General features: G+C 36.9%; 14 protein-coding genes. 12 read left to right on the top strand and 2 right to left on the bottom strand.

Translation table 11 applies throughout. From position 1 onward, the window contains the following. The first annotated feature begins 66 nt into the window (after positions 1-66). From A6B45_RS07395 to A6B45_RS07375, 5 genes are all read left to right on the top strand, one after another. Positions 67-1,254, top strand: coding sequence for a class C sortase (locus A6B45_RS07395; protein ID WP_072614000.1), 1,188 nt, complete (start codon positions 67-69; stop codon positions 1,252-1,254). Continuing rightward, complete coding sequence (locus A6B45_RS07390) at positions 1,247-2,401, top strand: class C sortase (RefSeq protein ID WP_072613999.1); 1,155 nt, start codon at positions 1,247-1,249, stop codon at positions 2,399-2,401. The genes A6B45_RS07395 and A6B45_RS07390 overlap by 8 nt, the downstream gene beginning before the upstream one ends. Before the next feature lie 69 nt (positions 2,402-2,470). Continuing rightward, the gene (tsaE, locus tag A6B45_RS07385; RefSeq protein WP_002815260.1) at positions 2,471-2,920 is read left to right on the top strand and encodes a tRNA (adenosine(37)-N6)-threonylcarbamoyltransferase complex ATPase subunit type 1 TsaE; all 450 of its coding nucleotides are present in this window, start codon (positions 2,471-2,473) and stop codon (positions 2,918-2,920) included. Further along, entirely contained in the window at positions 2,917-3,405 is a 489-nt protein-coding gene (locus A6B45_RS07380) for a GNAT family N-acetyltransferase (RefSeq protein WP_072613998.1), read from the top strand. Before tsaE ends, A6B45_RS07380 begins: the two co-directional genes overlap by 4 nt. A 2-nt stretch (positions 3,406-3,407) precedes the next feature. After that, the gene (locus A6B45_RS07375; RefSeq protein ID WP_072613997.1) at positions 3,408-3,941 is read left to right on the top strand and encodes a 3'-5' exonuclease; all 534 of its coding nucleotides are present in this window, start codon (positions 3,408-3,410) and stop codon (positions 3,939-3,941) included. A gap of 35 nt (positions 3,942-3,976) precedes the next feature. Here the strand turns inward: A6B45_RS07375 and A6B45_RS07370 are convergent, their stop codons facing one another. Together A6B45_RS07370 and A6B45_RS07365 are read right to left on the bottom strand one after the other, a co-directional pair. After that, positions 3,977-4,795, bottom strand: a complete 819-nt coding sequence (locus tag A6B45_RS07370) for an exodeoxyribonuclease III (RefSeq protein ID WP_072613996.1) — start codon at positions 4,793-4,795, stop codon at positions 3,977-3,979. A 57-nt stretch (positions 4,796-4,852) separates the two neighbouring features. Further along, entirely contained in the window at positions 4,853-5,674 is an 822-nt protein-coding gene (locus tag A6B45_RS07365; RefSeq protein ID WP_050892063.1) for an NAD(P)H-hydrate dehydratase, read from the bottom strand. Between the two features lie 116 nt (positions 5,675-5,790). On the opposite strand from A6B45_RS07365, the gene A6B45_RS07360 reads away from it, so the two are divergent. From A6B45_RS07360 to A6B45_RS07330, 7 genes are all read left to right on the top strand, one after another. After that, on the top strand, positions 5,791-6,996 hold the full coding sequence (locus A6B45_RS07360; protein WP_072613995.1) for a DUF2075 domain-containing protein: 1,206 nt from the start codon (positions 5,791-5,793) through the stop codon (positions 6,994-6,996). Between the two features lie 127 nt (positions 6,997-7,123). Next, positions 7,124-8,539, top strand: a complete 1,416-nt coding sequence (gene pepV / locus A6B45_RS07355) for a dipeptidase PepV (RefSeq protein ID WP_072613994.1) — start codon at positions 7,124-7,126, stop codon at positions 8,537-8,539. A 375-nt stretch (positions 8,540-8,914) separates the two neighbouring features. Continuing rightward, a complete protein-coding gene (locus A6B45_RS07350; protein WP_072613993.1) occupies positions 8,915-9,649 on the top strand; it encodes a cyclase family protein in 735 nt (244 codons plus the stop codon). Positions 9,650-9,680: 31 nt separating this feature from the next. Then, on the top strand, positions 9,681-11,015 hold the full coding sequence (locus A6B45_RS07345; protein WP_072613992.1) for an APC family permease: 1,335 nt from the start codon (positions 9,681-9,683) through the stop codon (positions 11,013-11,015). A 16-nt stretch (positions 11,016-11,031) separates the two neighbouring features. Beyond that, positions 11,032-11,733 carry a cysteine hydrolase family protein gene (locus A6B45_RS07340; RefSeq protein ID WP_072613991.1) on the top strand — a complete coding sequence of 234 codons (702 nt, stop codon included), beginning with the start codon at positions 11,032-11,034 and terminating at the stop codon, positions 11,731-11,733. A gap of 223 nt (positions 11,734-11,956) precedes the next feature. Further along, the gene (tig, locus tag A6B45_RS07335; protein ID WP_072613990.1) at positions 11,957-13,252 is read left to right on the top strand and encodes a trigger factor; all 1,296 of its coding nucleotides are present in this window, start codon (positions 11,957-11,959) and stop codon (positions 13,250-13,252) included. Between the two features lie 177 nt (positions 13,253-13,429). Next, complete coding sequence (locus tag A6B45_RS07330; protein ID WP_072613989.1) at positions 13,430-16,291, top strand: type I restriction endonuclease subunit R; 2,862 nt, start codon at positions 13,430-13,432, stop codon at positions 16,289-16,291. The last annotated feature ends 10 nt before the right edge of the window (positions 16,292-16,301 follow it).

Here is a 16,301-nt window from a genome sequence, read left to right as displayed (position 1 = left end):
TAATTCTCTGAAATAATGGTTTTCATTGATTATTATGAGCCTTGGTTCCAAAGGATAACTAGACCGATGGCAGAACAAAAACAAAACAACGCTAATATTTTTCTGAAACTGTTCATTGCATTAATGTTTTTCATTGGTTTTTTGGTGTTTATGTATCCTTTTATTGCTAATGGCGTGAATAACTATGTGGCTCAAAAAGAATTAAGTGCTGTGAATCAACTAAACCAAAGCAATCAGAAAGCCAGTGCCAAGAAACTTGAAAAGTTAATCAAAAAAAACAAACAAAAGTCAAAAGAAAATCAACAACTTGGTATATCACCTGTCAAGAATATCTTGGGGCAAACGTTAGAAAATGTCCCCAAGGAGAGCAGAGAGTACTATCAAAAGCATTCGTTAGGCAGTATATTCATTCCTAAAATATCTCTGAGTTTACCGGTGTTTGATACAACGACCGACAGTCTTTTGTATAAAGGAATTACATTATTGCCTGGCAGCTCTTATCCCGTTGGTGGAAAAAGTACGCATACCGTTTTAATGGGGCACAGTGGTTTGCCTAATCAAGAATTATTTACTCATCTGCACGAATTAAAAAAAGGCGATAAGTTTTTTTTGAAAGTGTATGGAAAACGTTTAGCTTATCAAGTTATTCGAATCAAAGTAGTTTTACCAACAGATTTAAGTGATATCACAATACAAAATAACCAAGATTTGGCAACGTTGGTCACATGTACACCCTATATGGTGAACACACATCGATTGTTGGTTACTGGAAAAAGGGTGCCATTGGATAAAAGTTCATTTGATAAACAAGAAAAAAAGGCAGTATCGTATCAAGGAAAATATTTATTTTGTTTGACGGCACTGATTCTTCTTTTTATGGCTTTAATTTTTTATATCATCAAACGTGAGTTTATTGAACTATTATCACATAAAAGAAATTATCAGTTATCATTTTTTGTTTATGATAATGGGCATCCTATTTCTGGATATAAATTCACTGTAGTCGATTATTTTGGTAAAAGAATACTAAATGATCAAGATGAGTTATGTGAGGCTACGAGTGACTCAAGAGGCTATGTATCATTTGGTGAAATTAGTGGTGGCAGGTATAAAATAGTTCCGATGAATCCAAACATGAACATCAAACCTTTTAAAGCGATAGTTAAACATTTAAAGGTTAAAAAATTCTATATAAGAAAAGTAGTTAAAAATAGTTACCAAATTCAATCAAAAGGTGATGCAACAAATGACTAAGCAAACCAGTAAAAAAAAGAATAAACAAAATATATTTTTAAATATCATTTTTCTTGTAGGATTTTTAGTAGCGTTGTATCCTTTTTATGTCGGTGCATTGAATCATTTTATTGACCAGCAACGGATCAAAACAATTCAAAAGGAAACTAATCAAGATATATCAGCAAAAGAAGCACGTATGCAACAGAAAAATGCACAGTTAAGGAAAGATGGCATTCAACCTGGGAGTGATCCATTCTCTGGTTCCACTTACAAAGAGCACGTTGTATTGAAAGAGCATTTAATTGGTACAATTAGTATTTCTAAAATTAATGTGCATATTCCGCTTTTTGATACGACAAATGAAGAAACACTTAACTATGGTGCAACCGTCTTACAAGGAACATCTTTTCCTCTGGGTGGGAAAGGCACGCATAGTGTTATTTCCGCGCACCGTGGCTTGGCTTCACGAATGTTATTTACGAACTTAAATCATGTTAAGAAAAACGATATTTTTGTATTAACGGTATTTCATAAAAAATTGGCTTATAGAGTTTTCAAAATTGAAGTTGTCAAACCTGAAGATTACCAAGGGCTGCAAGTTGAACCTGATAAAGACTTGGTAACGCTAATAACCTGCACACCTTACATGGTTAATTCACATCGTTTGTTGGTGACAGGATATCGAGTTCCTTATAATAAAAATATGGCAAAAAATATTGAAAACGCTGATAAGTTCAATAATATTAAGCAAGCTCTTACTATTATTGGTATTATTTTATTAATTATATTGCAGTTTTTCTTTTTGTATAAACGCATCATACGTATCAAGTTAGCCAAGAAAAAGTTTGATTTATCATTTTATCGCTTAGATTCAGATGGTAATCCTGTTCCATCTGTTGCCTTTCAGTTGTTTTCTAAGAACAAAAAAATTGCTTTAAAAAGAGATGGCGAACCATTAATTCGCCATTCAAATGATGAAGGGCTTGTTACATTTGATGCTATTCCAGGCAGACTCTACTATGTTAAAGAGGCTACAACTAACAAAAATAGCGGGGTTATTGCTGGCGTAAAAAAGCTAAGGGATAAGAATATGACCTTTTATCCAACTAAAAAGTCAAAACCTTTTTTCCATTCGGATAACAATAAACTGTGGATTATTAGATAATGTATGAACTCAAAAAAGTAAATATATTTCGATTTAATCTTACCAATTCTCTCGTGCTATAATAAAACAATGAAAGAATTTTTAACAAACAATTTTGAACAAACTCAAAGTTTAGCTAGTAGAATAGCGTCATTTGTCTATCCTGGTTTAGTGATCACGTTGAATGGTGATTTAGGGGCGGGCAAAACTACCTTTACCCAAGGGTTTTCACGCGCTTTAGGGGTAAAGTCACGGGTTAAGAGTCCAACATTTAATATTATGAATACTTACACAGCGCGCGATTTTCCTATTTATCATTTTGATGCTTATCGGTTGGAAATGACAGGTGCTGCTAATCAAGGATTCGAGGATTTTATCGGTACGGATGGTGTAACGCTTATTGAGTGGCCGCAATATATGAATGATTTGTTGCCAAATAATCGATTGGACATCACATTTACTCGAGGTGAGGATGATAACGAACGAACAATAAGTATCGCAGGTGTTGGTTCAGTTATTGAAATTGAGGAAAAACTATGACATTTGATATGAGCCAACCGATTGCGTTCAGCTTAGAGGAAGCCAGCTTAGCCAGAGCTGCTGAATGGCAACAATTAATTCAAGCATTAATGGCGGAAACAGATACATTTTTGATCGCAAGTATGCGTGATGGTGATGAAATACCTGTAAAAAACGACGCACCGGCGATTACTTTGTTGTTAATTGCTGAACAAGGGGAACAATCATTACCAGTTGGAATAGGATCTATCGAAAATGAAGAAATCGGTGTGGCTATTTTGAAACAATTTCACGGTGCTGGTCTTGGTCAGGATTTAATGCGAGCACTTCTGGATTGGGCCAAATTTAATGGGCTATCAAAGGTATGGCTAGATGTACAAATTGATAATGACATCGCCGTGCATATTTATCAGAAATACGGGTTCTTAAGTATTGGTGAAAAAGAGCACTTTACGTTACCAAATGGGCGTGATACAGAGTTACAAAGAATGATCTTGGAGTTATAACTATGAATTTTGTAGCAATGGATTTTGAAACAGCAAACCGTGAAAAGCATTCAGCAGTTTCTATTGCCTTAGCGGTTGTGCGTGATAACCAAGTAGTTGATAAATTTTATTCATTAATCAAGCCGGAAACAACGTTTAGCTCGTATAACACAGCTATCCATGGTCTTCATCGACAAGATGTAGCTGACGCGCCAAAGTTTCCCGAAGTTTGGCAAACAATTTCACCTTTTTTCACAGAAAATAAATTAGTGGTGGCTCACAACGCATCATTTGATAATGGTATTTTGAAAGGAACATTGCAATATTACGATATTGATGAACCGCATTATTTGTTGTTGGATACAGTTCAAACTAGCCGCAAATTATTTCCAAATTTCGAAAATCATAAGTTAAGCACTGTTGCCGGTAATTTAGGGATTACGTTGGATCATCACCATAATGCGCTTGATGATGCAGTAGCTGCAGCCAATATCTTAATTTATGAATCTAATCATTTTGGAGTAGAAGTACTTAAGCCATACGTTAAAAATAAATAAATAAAAAGCCGTGCAATTTATGCATGGCTTTTTATTTATACATTAATTTCGAGAAGAATCGGTGCGTGGTCCTGACGCGCACCGGTATCTATAACGCAGGACTCTGTGACATTTTCAGCGATTCGATCACTAACCAAATAGTAATCAATTCGCCAACCAGAATTATTGATCTTACTTGTTTTACTGATTTGTGCCCACCAAGTATAAACACTTGGTGTGTCTGGATTTAATGATCGAAAAGTGTCTGTAAATCCAGCATCTAATAGTGCTGAAAACTTTTCACGTTCCTGGTCAGTAAAGCCAGCAGAATGTCGATTTGTTTTTGGGTTTTTCAAATCAATTTCTTGGTGCGCGACGTTCATATCACCACTAAAAATAACTGGTTTGGTAGCGTCTAGGCTCTTGATATATTCACGATATTTATCATCCCACTCACCACGTTCAGGTAGACGTATCAACGAGCTTCCTGAATTAGGTGTATAAACAGTTGATAGGAAAAAAGTTGGAAATTCTAAGGTAATAATGCGTCCCTCTAAATCCATTGGACCCGGCGCACCAATGGTAGGATATTCCACCTGAGTGGGTTCCACTTTTGAAAGTACCATCGTGCCAGAGTAGCCAGAGCGCGCAGTACTAGAATTTACATACAAATGATATTCTGGGAAAAGTTCTGCAATGGCTGTCGCTTGTTTTTTAGTTAATCCCGTTGATTTTAATTTTGTTTCTTGAATGGCAAAAACGTCAGGGCGTATGGTCGCAATTTCGTTTAATGTGCTCCAAGTCATTTCACCACGGACACTTTTGTGTTCAACTGCAGCATTGATGGAATCAATATTCCATGAGATAAATTTCAAATTTTCGTCCCCCTGAGAGTTATATAATTATTTTAACATACTGTTAGTTTTCATTTATTACCGAGCATATCGATGCATAAATTCAGGTATTGAGGCACTAATTTCTGTGGGTAATGTGATGTAGCGGGTTTCAGCTAGTTCATCAGCGATAGCAGAGTGGGCATAGACCGCTGCTAAAATTGCTTCGGAAAATGACAACATAAACTGTGCCGTAAATCCAGCAATCATTCCGGCGAGTGTGTCACCCATGCCTCCTGTGGCCTGATAAGGTCCACCAACAGGTATTTCAAAAGCGCAGTCATTGGTATAAATTTGAGTATGATGTTGTTTTAAAACTAAAATCGGTTCAACATTCATTCTTTGTTGCGCTAGCATATTAAACGCTTCAAAAGCTTGTTCATTGATAGTCACACCACTTAGGCGTTGCCACTCCATCTGATGTGGTGTTAAAACGAGTCGCGATTTTGGCCACTTTAGTTTATGTTCAGCAACTAAAGTTAAGGCAGACCCGTCAACGATGAGTATTTGACGTGGCAAAATAGCATAGAAGGTATGTTGTACTAAATCAATACGATCGCCTAAACCTGATCCGATTAAAACAACGTCTGATTTTTTAATGTATTCGGTTAGATCCTCATTAAAATCGACAACCATTGCTTCGGGTAGGTGACTATGTAGAGCGGTAAAGTTTGATGGATCTGTGGCTACGGTTACTAGTCCGGCACCAGAATTAACTGCAGCCAATGCGTTCATAATCACTGCACCACCAAATTGTGCCGTACCACCAATGATTAAAACACGGCCATAGGTTCCTTTGTGTGAGTCCTTAGCTCTTTTTTTAATAACTCGGTATAAAATATCTTCAGTTAATGTTTTCATAGTTTAATCCTTAACATTATTCTACACGATAGTTTTGTTTAATGCACAAAGAAGGTGATAGGAGTGCTCATCTAGCGCGACTTCTTATGCGACTCATTATGTAAATAGTGTACAATATGTTTATGGAAAAAAATAGTTTTATTCTCTCTGATGAGGAAAAATTGTCAACTGAACAAGCGCATTTGATTCAAAATGTGGTTGACTTTGCAAATCAGGGTTTGAAGCAAGAAAAAAAGAAAGTATTTATTATTGAAGGCGGCGCTGGTTCTGGGAAAAGTGTTGTACTGTTTGAAATATTTAAACAACTTCAACGCGCTGTTTTAAATAATGAGTCGTCAGCACTTTATAAAACCAATAACTACTTACTGGTCAATCATGCTGAAATTTGGAAAATATATCGTGATTTAGCAGGAAAAACTGAAGAATTAAAAAAGAAACAGTTCCTAAAACCCACAACTTTTATTCATCAAATGGATAAAGAACAACGCCGTGCAGATATCGTATTAATCGATGAAGCACATTTACTCTTGACTGAACCTGATCGCTACAATAAATTTAATCAAACCAACCAACTGGTTGAGATTATCAAACGTGCCCAAGTCATCATTTTAGTTTTTGATAGCCATCAAGTCTTAAAATTCAAAAGTATGTGGACTAATCAAAGGTTGGAAAAAATCGTTTCACAGTACGCACCAACGCGTTATCAATTAAGTAATCAATATCGTATGCTAGGTAATAATGAGCATGTTGTTCAATGGATTGACAATCTAACGCAAAATAAAGAAATTTCAACATTAGGCCTCGTTGACGGATTCGATTTTCAGATTTTTTCCAATGCTAATGATCTCTACAGAATGATTCAACAACAAAATAAGCGGGTAGGAATGTCACGTTTGTTAGCAACAACGGACTATCCGTATACCGTTAATCGCGGTACCTGGTATGTGACGGTTGATGATTTCAAATTACCTTGGGACCAGTTAGATACAGGTATAACACCATGGGCATTGAGGCCAGAAACAATTAATGAAGTAGGATCAGTGTATACAATTCAAGGTTTTGATTTGAATTATGCTGGTGTGATCATTGGACCTAGTATCACATTTGATGAAGAAAAAAATAAAATCGTGGTTCATACCGAAAAATATGAGGATAACGCCGCTTTTCGACAAACAAAGGGTCATTCATTTAGTGAGCAAGAGAAAGAAGCTATTATGCTGAACGCGCTAAATGTCCTATTAAAGCGTGGCCGACAAGGGTTATATATTTGTGCTGCGGACCATGCATTGCGTAGAAAGTTAGCCATGATTATTAAAAAATAGTGGTTATAGCCCGACAGAGTATATGGATAATTTGATTATTTAATCCGTGTTCCTGACATGAATATTAGAAAAAAATGCCATAACAGGGTATAATAACTCTATGAGTTACTAGAAAGGTTAAAAAAATATGACAGTTGATTGGAAACAAGAAACAGAGAAACGTAAAGCAGCCTATGTCGAAGATTTAAAAGCCCTATTGGCTGTTGAATCTGTTCGTGACGATTCACAAGCAACGCCTGATGCACCTTTAGGTCCTGGACCAACAGCTGCCTTAGTTAAGATGTTGGCTATTGCTGAGCGAGATGGTTTTACTACCAAAAATATTGATAACATTGTGGGCTATATTGAAATTGGTCCCAAAGATGCTGATGAATATGTCGCTATTTTGTCTCATGTTGATGTGATGCCCGCAGGTGAGGGTTGGGATACTGAACCATTTGAGCCTGTTGTGACGGAGGATAAGATTATTGCCCGTGGTGCTTCAGATGATAAGGGGCCTGGAATGTCAGCCTACTATGCTTTCAAAATTCTGTCAGATTTGAAAGTGCCGTTGAAGCGTCGGGTTCGTCTGATTTTTGGGACTGATGAAGAGAATGATTGGACGGGGATGACTCGCTATTTTGAAGTTGAGCCAGAACCAGTATTCGGTTTCTCACCTGATGCCGAATATCCAATCATTAACGGTGAAAAGGGTAATGTTCAAGTAATCATCAAGGGCGAGGCCACGAACGGTGGTACTGTTAAGCTGGTTGATTTTGAGTCCGGATTACGGACTAATATGGTACCTGGTATTGCTCGTGCAACTGTTAAATCATCCCATGCAGAAAAAATTGTGACAGAGTTCCAAGAATTTTTGGTAGAAAATCCAAAGGTATCTGGTTCAACTGAAACTGATGGTGAGATTATCAAATTTGTTCTAAATGGTAAACAAGTTCATGGGGCAATGCCTGAAACAGGGGAGAATGCTGGAACTTATTTAGCAAATTTCCTTCAAGACTTTGATTTTGGTGGCACAGCCAAATCATTTTTGACTTATTTAGGAACACCAGCCCATGATGACACTGTCGGCGAAAAGTTTGGTGTTAAGTATACTGATGATGTGATGGGGCCATTGTCTATGAATGTTGGGATTCAAAAGTTTATTGATGGTGGTGAGGCATTTATTAATTTTAATTTCCGTTATCCAAAGGGCATCACACCTGACGAAATTGTTGCCGGACTTTCTTCGAAATTAAATGGTTGGGATGTAACGCCCACTATTGGTGGGCATTCACAAGCTCCTCATTATGTTGCACCAAGTGACCCAATTGTAGAGACGCTTCTGCGTGTTTATCATGATCAAACAGGCTTACCAGCCCATGATCAAGTCATTGGTGGCGGTACGTATGGTCGCTTAATGAAACGCGGTGTCGCATATGGTGCATTATTCCCTGACTCACCAGATACGATGCATCAAGTTAATGAATTTGCCCTACTTGATGATTTGTATCGCTCAATTTCGATTTATGCACAAGCAATTGCAGAAATTACTAATTTGGATTAAACAGCTTCGGCTGTTTTTTATTTTCATTTAATTGATTTAAATTTAATATTGAAAGATTAGAATAATGGGCAATCAAACAAAGGAGAAATAACTATGACACTATTAATTATTGCTGCAGTTGGGTTAATCGGTATTTCATTGAAAAAGGTTTTACGTTTCGGACAACCTGTTCATGTGAAAAATGACCGTTAAAAATATTGTTACTTAATGTATATGTGATAAGTTAATTCATTAAGCCATTAAAAAAATATATTATATATTAAAAAAATACATAACAATGTTAATTAAACTAACATTGTTATGTATTTTTGATGAGAAATATATTAAAATACTAATTAATGTACTTCCTAAATATAATAAGGAGAATGGCTACTTATGTTAATTCAAGAATTTCTCACGGAACTAAAAAAGAAAAAATGGGTAGATTTATCGCATGAATTTGGGGAAACTTCACCTCATTTTCCAGCTTTTAACGCAGCTTCCGCAAAAACAATATTTACAAGCGAAGAGGACGGCTTTTTTGTTAAAGAGTACAATTTTGTGGGTCAATATGCTACGCACATTGACCCACCAATTCATTTTGGAGCTGAAAGCGGAGAATGGGTTTCTGATATTCCCCTAAAAGATTTGATAGCGCCGTTGGTTGTCATCAATAAATCAGAAGTAGTTAAGGAAAACCCAGATTATTCACTAACAGTTGATGATATTAAAGAATGGGAAAAGGAAAATGGCAATATACCGGAAGGTGCGTTTGTTGCCTTGCGGACAGATTGGTCTAAACGATGGCCTAATCAAAAATTAATGGAAAATCCAGATGATGAGGGACAAAATCACTATCCAGGATGGTCAGTTGAAGCAATAGAATATATTTATGAAACGCGACATGCAGTTGCTAATGGTCATGAAACTTACGATACGGACACTGCTGTGAATCAACCAACAGGAGGATTTGCGGCTGAGGCATTGGCTTTGCAGTCAGGACACTATCAGGTTGAAATGTTAACTCATTTAGACGAGGTACCTGCTACTGGCGCAATTATTTCTGTTATGACACCTAAGTTTGAGAAATCTCCAGGGTTTCCAACAAGGGTCATTGCTTATTTGCCATAACTAATTACTAAAAGCATGGAGAATTGAGTACATGGAACAAAATAATAATTCGTTAAAGCGTACGTTAACAACCAAAGATTTAGTTATTTATGGCATCATATTTATGATTCCTGTGGCGCCCATGGCTTATTACGGATCTTTTTTGGCTCCTGCTCATGGGATGGTAGGACTTGCATACTTGATTGGTATGGTAGCCATGCTTTTTACAGGCTTTAGCTATGCTACTATGTCCGGAAAGTTTCCTTATGCTGGATCAGTCTATACCTATGTTCAAAAGGGGGCTAGTGCACCGCTTGGATTTATAGCAGGATGGGGAATTACGTTAGATTACATTTTGTTGCCAACAGTTTGTATGTTGGTTTCGGCTTCTTTTGGTTCCTCGCTTTTTCCAAATATACCCAACTATGTTTGGATTATTGGTTTAGTCATTATTAATACTGTTATTAATATGATTGGTGTTGATTTCGTTTCTAAAGTAAGTTGGATTCTTTTTGGATTACAGTTATTCGTATTAATTGCATTCATTATTGGTGCAATTAAATTGTTACTTGATGGTTCAATTGAATTTAATACAATTTCACTTTATAATCCCAAAGAATTTCATATTTCTGGAGTATTATCCTCAACAAGTTTAGTTATTGTTTCTTATTTGGGATTTGATGCTATTTCAACATTAGCGGAAGAAACATCGAATCCACAACGTTCAGTTGGTAGAGCGGTTATTCTATCCATTCTGTTAGTAGGAACGTTATTTGTTGTAACAGCCCTTTTTGCAGGGTTTGTCATGCCAAATTATGCTTCTTTGAATCCTGACACAGCTTTCATTACGATACTTGATAAAGTAGGTGGTACTTGGTTAACGCAATTAGTTCAATGGACGATGATTGTCTCATTTGGTTTGGCCAGTGGACAAGAGTGTCAAACTGCTATTTCTCGAATTTTATTTGCTATGGGGCGTGATGGCATATTGCCTAAAGCGTTAGGACAATTGAAGCCTAAGTATCGCACACCCTGGACCGCTATTATTTTGGTTGGCGTTGTTTCCTTAGTATTATCATTGTCGTTAGATTTGACAACTGTTGGAAATTTGGTTAGCTTTGGCGCGCTATTTGGTTTTATGTGTTTAAATGGCGCAGTTATTTGGAAGTTTTTTATTAAGGATTTTACATTTTCTGCTGTGAAATTTATTAAGTATTTGATTTCACCATTAATTGGCTTCGGTGTCAGCTTGTGGATTTTTGTCAGTTTGGATATGGCATCCAAATTTACTGGCATAGCATGGCTAATTATTGGACTAGGTATACTTTTGTATCAAACAAAGTTTTTCAAATTAGCCACACCACAATTCGATTTTGGGGAGAAATAGTAAAGGAATTACACATATGCTCACGACAAGAGAAAAATTTAAATCTTTTTACTACCAGGATGATGTTTTTCCAGAAATCAAAATAAATAAAAGCACGACAGCACTACTAATTGTTGATATGCAGAACGAATTTATTTTAAGGGATTTTGGTGAAGCACAGCAATTTAAAGATGCTGGTGTTTGGGAAAGATGGATACCATTTCATGATCGATTGGATGAAATAGTGATTCCGAATAATGTGAAGTTGTTACAACATTTTCGAACTCGTCATATGACTGTGACCTATGGTCGTATTGCATCGTTGCGTGAAGATGGTGCAGACCGTTCAGCAGTTCAAAAATCAGATGGTTGGAATGGAATTAATTTACACGTTGATAGTTTTGCGGCGCAAATGATTGATGAGCTAAAACCACACAAAAATGAAATCGTTGTTAATAAGACAACAGACAGTGTGACCACAGGGACTAATTACTTGCAACTTTTGCGTAATATGGGCATAAAAACAGTGGTTGTAACTGGAATTGTGACGGACCAGTGTGTTGCTTCTACCGTAAGAGGACTAGCTGATGATGGGTTCCAAGTCATCTGTGTCGAAGATTGTTGTGCTGCTGGATCAATGGCACTGCATAATGCTGAATTAACTATCATGAATGGCGTGTATTGTAACGTATTAAATACAGATGAAGTTTTAGAATTAATCGATAGTAGCGCAGAATAATATATTTTAAATAAATAGCTGTATTTCTCTAACTTGTAGTGAGAAATGCAGCTATTTATTTAAAATAATTATCGCAAATAGCTATTTTTAGTGAATAGTGATAGCCATATAAGCGACGGCATTGTGCATAAGGTATTTTAAGCGATAAAAATAGATAAAATGGTTGTGATATTCTTGAATTTAGTCTAAAATTATATAGTATTGAAAACTCGGAGGAAATAACATGTCTAAGTGGACACCAGCTGCGGATGAAAAAAACCAAGGCACATTAGAATTTGAAATCGCGCGTGCGCAAGTTGAAGAAGGTTTGGAACAAGCTTTCCAACGTAACAAGAACGAAGTTAGTATTCCTGGATTCCGTAAGGGCAAGGTAACTAAGCAACTCTTCTTCCAAAAGTTTGGCGAAGAGGCTTTGTACCAACAAGCAATGGATATTGTTTTACCTGCTGCTTATGAAGCTGCAATTGATGAAGCTGGAATTACACCAGTTGGTCGTCCAAACATCGAACCCGTTTCAATGAATAAGGGTGAAGCTTGGACTTTAAAGGCTGTTGTTAAGACTGCTCCTGCTATTAAGCTGGGTGAATACTTGAATCTTGAAGTTGAAGCACAAGACGAAGAAGTTACTGACGCTGATGTAGATGCTGAAATCAAGCGTTTGCAAGATGGCCAAGCAGAATTAGTTTTGCAAGAAGAATCAGTTAAGGCTGAAAACGGCGATACTGTTGTGATTGATTTTGACGGTTCAGTTGATGGCGTTAAGTTTGATGGCGGACAAGGCAAGGACTTTTCTCTAGCTTTGGGATCAGGTCAATTTATTCCTGGCTTTGAAGAACAATTAGTTGGTCACACAGCTGGTGAAGATGTCAATGTTAACGTAACATTCCCTGAAGACTATCAAGCTGCTGATTTGGCAGGCAAGGAAGCTTTGTTCGAAGTAACAATTCACGAATTGAAGCGCAAGGAATTGCCTGAATTAGATGATGAATTTGCCAAGGATGTTGATGAAGAAGTTGAAACATTGGCTGAATTGAAGGAAAAGACATCTAAGAAGTTAGCTGATGAGAAGTCACAAGCTGCTAAGGCTGCGTTTGAAGACGCTGTTATTTCTAAGGCAGTTGATAATGCTTCAGTTGATGGTGATGAAATTCCAGCAGAAATGATTGATGAAGATGTTCATCGTCAAATCGACCAATACTTGGGACAACTTCAACAACAAGGTATTTCACGTGAAATGTTCTTCCAAATTTCAGGTCAAACTGAAGATGATTTGCACAAGCAATTTGCAGAAGGTGCCGAAACTCGTGTGAAGACTAGTTTGGTGTTGGAAGCAATTGTTGCAGCTGAAAAGATTGATCCTTCAGCAGAACAAGTTTCTGAAGAAGTTGCTAATTTGGCTTCACAATACAACATGGAAGAAGATAAAGTGCGTGCCGCTATCTCTGAATCAATGTTGAAGCATGACATTGCTATGCGCGAAGCTATCAAGAAAGTTACTGATTCAGCTAAAGCAGTTTAAATTAGTTTGATTTTTAAAAACACTTCAGTTTGAAGTGTTTTTTTGTGTACCTATTATCTGTAATTACAAAATGATATTTGATAATATCAAAAATGGTGAATCTTATGCCTTACGCTGAGCCTGAGCGTAAGGTATAATGAAAAGGGTAGTGTCATTCATAACAGGGTGGAGAAAGTAATGGTACAGACAGAATCAAAGCTTGAGAATCAGTTGATTGCACAACTCGGGAAATCTGGTTGGCAGTTTCGACCGGAATTAAATCATTATAGTTTGATTGTTAATCATTTTCGTGTGCTTTTAAATCGACGGAATATTGACAAACTAGATGGTACACCACTGACTGATCAAGAATTTCAACGATTTTTAAATGAAATTGTGGGATCTAAATCAATCTATCAGTTGGGACGCTATTTACGTGGCGATGATCAATTTCAAGGTGGAAGAGCACAAATACAGCGTGACGATGGATCAGACATAACGTTGTCGTTTTTCGATCCTCGTGATGCGGGAAATAATATTTATGAAGTTGCTCATCAAGTTGTTGTGAATGACAAATATGAAAATCGCTATGATGTCACATTGCTAATTAATGGTTTACCACTGGTTCAAATTGAGTTGAAACGTCACAGTGTTGAAATGTCACAAGCATTTCAACAAATATTGCGGTATCGTCGTGAGTCATTTAATGTTGGTGGTAGTTTATTTCGATATTTACAGATCTTTGTAATCAGCAATGGCATGTCATCACGTTATTTTTCTAATAATGATGGTGAGTTAAATAAAAATTTCATTTTCAATTGGTCTGATGAAAATAATAGGTGGATTGATGAAATAGAACCTTTTACTGCCAGTTTTCTATCTCCTCTGAATATCCACGAAATGATTTCAAAATACACAATTTTTGATGCGGATCAAAAAGTAATGAAAATTATGCGCCCATATCAGGTGTATGCGCAAAAATCTATCATGAGTCAGGCTGAAATACATCCCGATATAAACGGGTATGTTTGGCATACAACCGGTTCTGGCAAGACAATCACAGCTTTTAAAGCCGCATCTCAGTTGGCACTTCATACAGACGCGCAGAAAATTATTTTTCTCGTTGATAGACGTGATTTGGATTCGCAGACAATTAATAATTTTAATGCCTATCTACCAAAGCGTGCGGATGGGCAATCGTCAATTGACCGCACAGATAATACGTTCGTTTTGGTCGAGCAACTTAAAAACTCAACGGACACGTTGATTGTGACAACCATTCAAAAGCTTGCTAATGCTGTAAAAAATGAACGCTATCGGTCAGTGTTAGAGCCATACAAAGAACAACGTGTGATTTTTATTGAAGATGAGGCACACCGAACCCAATTCGGTGAAATGCGTAAACAGGTCAATAGCTGGTTTAAAAATGCGCAACATTTTGGTTTCACTGGAACGCCTATATTTAAAGAAAACATAGGGGCAGATGGGCGTACAACTGACGATATTTATGATACCCGTTTGCATACTTATTTGATAAGAGACGCTGTACGCGACCATAATGTATTACCGTTCAATGTCACCTATATCAATACTATTCATAGCAAAGAAGACATTGAAAATTTAAACGGAGAAGTTGAAGCGCTCAATATTAAAGAAGTGTATGAGAATGAAAAGCGCCTAAATCAAATTGCACAACATATTATCCTCAATCATAGTAGCAAAACGTATAATCGCCAATATAACGCTATTTTTGCTGTTTCAGATACGCGAACAGCTTTAAAGTATTACGATATTTTTAAAGAAATAAACAATGATTTGAAAGTAACGACGATTTTCACATGGACAGCTAACGAAGATGATAATGACGAGCACCAAAAGGACGACACGTTAACTTCCCGTCATGGCTTGGAAAAAGTCATTGATGATTATAACGACAAATATCACCAAAACTTCAGTACAGATACATTTTCTGATTTCTTCAACGACGTATCTAAACGTATGAAGAATCATGACGCCAAATCACCTGAGAATAATATTGACGTTTTGATAGTTGTCAACATGTTCTTGACAGGTTTTGATGCGCCGACACTGAATACGTTATATGTTGATAAAAACTTGCAATACCACGGACTCATTCAAGCTTTTTCACGAACCAATCGTGTTCAAAAAGCGCCAAAAGATTACGGCAATATTGTGGCATACCGTAATATCAAAAGTAAAACAGATGAAGCGGTCCAGCTTTTCTCGCAAGGGGACAAAGCAGCGTTTTTCGCACCAAATTATGACGATTTAAAATTAGACTTTCAAAAAGCAATACGCGCCTTGAGGGACAAGGTAGCGACGCCCGAAGACACCAATCGGTTATTAGATGAGGGTGAAACAGCGGAACTTGAATTTATCAAACTATTTAGAGATGTCATGTCGCTGCAAAGTCGTATCAGCGTTTACGAAGAATTTGATTGGGCGGAAATTGAAACAGAGCTCGACTGGACGCAACAAATATTTGATGATTTCAAAGGCAAGTATGCAACATTCTATGAACGGCACAAGGCACGACAAAAAGAAAAAGCATCAATCATCGATGATGTAGATTTTTACCCCGAGCTCCTGATGGTTGATGCAATTGATGTTGATTATATCAATCGCCTTATTTCACAAATCGACTTATCGTCACCTAATGCACGGACTGAAGGTGTAGAAAAAGTAAAAAGAGCCCTTACTAACAATACCGAACCTACGCTGTTTTCTAAGCGTGAGTTGTTAGAACAGTTCTTGGATTCCGTTATTCCGGAGTTGAATCATGATGCGGATATTACAGGCGAACTTAATCATTTCTTGGCGGATAAACGTCAAGCTGAAATTTATCATTTTGCAGAAGAACATCGTTTAGAGCCATCCCAGTTAGCAGAACAAGTCGCTGAATATGAAGTGAGTCAACATGAAAATTCTAAAGCACTTAGTGAACTGACCGCGGGCATGACATTCAAAGAAAAAAGAACAGCAAAACAATCTATTAAAAACTTCATCATTGAAACTGCTAAAAAGTTTGTGATGAATTAGAGAGAACAGA

This window comes from Leuconostoc suionicum (assembly GCF_001891125.1).
Taxonomy (GTDB): Bacteria; Bacillota; Bacilli; order Lactobacillales; family Lactobacillaceae; genus Leuconostoc; species Leuconostoc suionicum.
This window is presented reverse-complemented; position numbering and strand designations above follow the sequence as displayed.

What these genes read in the sequence shown, in the direction of transcription:
- A6B45_RS07395 (WP_072614000.1), top strand. Translation starts at nt 67, where the DNA reads ATGGCAGAACAAAAACAAAACAACGCTAATATTTTTCTGAAACTGTTC.
- A6B45_RS07390 (WP_072613999.1), top strand. Translation starts at nt 1,247, where the DNA reads ATGACTAAGCAAACCAGTAAAAAAAAGAATAAACAAAATATATTTTTA.
- tsaE (WP_002815260.1), top strand. Translation starts at nt 2,471, where the DNA reads ATGAAAGAATTTTTAACAAACAATTTTGAACAAACTCAAAGTTTAGCT.
- A6B45_RS07380 (WP_072613998.1), top strand. Translation starts at nt 2,917, where the DNA reads ATGACATTTGATATGAGCCAACCGATTGCGTTCAGCTTAGAGGAAGCC.
- A6B45_RS07375 (WP_072613997.1), top strand. Translation starts at nt 3,408, where the DNA reads ATGAATTTTGTAGCAATGGATTTTGAAACAGCAAACCGTGAAAAGCAT.
- A6B45_RS07365 (WP_050892063.1), bottom strand. Translation starts at nt 5,674, where the DNA reads ATGAAAACATTAACTGAAGATATTTTATACCGAGTTATTAAAAAAAGA.
- A6B45_RS07360 (WP_072613995.1), top strand. Translation starts at nt 5,791, where the DNA reads ATGTTTATGGAAAAAAATAGTTTTATTCTCTCTGATGAGGAAAAATTG.
- pepV (WP_072613994.1), top strand. Translation starts at nt 7,124, where the DNA reads ATGACAGTTGATTGGAAACAAGAAACAGAGAAACGTAAAGCAGCCTAT.
- A6B45_RS07350 (WP_072613993.1), top strand. Translation starts at nt 8,915, where the DNA reads ATGTTAATTCAAGAATTTCTCACGGAACTAAAAAAGAAAAAATGGGTA.
- A6B45_RS07345 (WP_072613992.1), top strand. Translation starts at nt 9,681, where the DNA reads ATGGAACAAAATAATAATTCGTTAAAGCGTACGTTAACAACCAAAGAT.
- A6B45_RS07340 (WP_072613991.1), top strand. Translation starts at nt 11,032, where the DNA reads ATGCTCACGACAAGAGAAAAATTTAAATCTTTTTACTACCAGGATGAT.
- tig (WP_072613990.1), top strand. Translation starts at nt 11,957, where the DNA reads ATGTCTAAGTGGACACCAGCTGCGGATGAAAAAAACCAAGGCACATTA.
- A6B45_RS07330 (WP_072613989.1), top strand. Translation starts at nt 13,430, where the DNA reads ATGGTACAGACAGAATCAAAGCTTGAGAATCAGTTGATTGCACAACTC.